2 protein-coding genes are annotated in these 873 nt (G+C 31.4%); both read left to right on the top strand.

Translation table 11 applies throughout. The features are described from left to right. A partial coding sequence (locus ACGF7G_RS22480) for a restriction endonuclease fold toxin 5 domain-containing protein (RefSeq protein ID WP_387468504.1) occupies nucleotides 1-293 on the top strand: 293 nt, incomplete at its 5' end. A 23-nt stretch (nucleotides 294-316) separates the two neighbouring features. Further along, the coding region (locus ACGF7G_RS22475) for a hypothetical protein (protein ID WP_387468503.1) at nucleotides 317-873 on the top strand (557 nt) is incomplete at its 3' end.

Below are 873 nucleotides of genomic sequence, written 5' to 3'. Positions count from 1 at the left end.
GGTTATGTATGGGTACAAATTTTGATGGTTGGAAACCTGCACAATGCTTATTTCTTGAGGCTAAGGCTAAGTATGACCAGTTTTTTAAAAATGGAATACCTATGGATTGGTGGAAAATAAGTAAAAGCGGGGATAGATCCATAACAACTCAAGTAGAAAAGCATCAAGAAGTATGCAATACATTAAATGGAGTCCCAAATTCTCACTGGCATTTTATGCAACCTATAAGCTATACCTATTATTTTGAAAAATTTTCTATTTATCCCAACATTAAAGTATTTCATACTATTTAACATTTAAGTAAGGGTGAAAATAAATGACTACATTATCATTAAATATGAAATTATATACAGATTGGAAAGAACCATTAACTCCAACAATAGTTCTTACCGATTTATATAAAATCACACAACAAGTAGATATATTTTTTGGACGCTATAAAACTTGGTATTTACCAGGAGATACTCGTCAAGAATCTTTACAACATATTGCTTTTGATCAGCAAGGAGCAACAAAGGAAGCAATAAAAGAGTTTGAAGAAGATTATACAGAAGAAAATCCTATAGTTATTAAAGGAATTTGGGATGGAAAAGATGATGACCATTCATGTTCAATTTGTTATATGAATTATCGCCGAGATCGGTTAGGACAAACCCAAATAGATTTTCATATATCTATTGAAGAAAATGAATTTCAGCTATCACGATTAATCAACTTTATTAATTTTCTGATTTCTACTCATAGTGCACCTTACATTATGGTAGAAAACAATACATATAGAATAAAAAGAAAACAGGTTTTCCCAGATCGTTTAAGTGCTGGCTGGATGCTCTACTTGCCAATAGAAATAGATCCAACTTTAGTCCCAATGGC

The organism is Photorhabdus sp. RM323S (assembly GCF_042879375.1).
GTDB lineage: Bacteria > Pseudomonadota > Gammaproteobacteria > Enterobacterales > Enterobacteriaceae > Photorhabdus > Photorhabdus tasmaniensis.
This window is presented reverse-complemented; position numbering and strand designations above follow the sequence as displayed.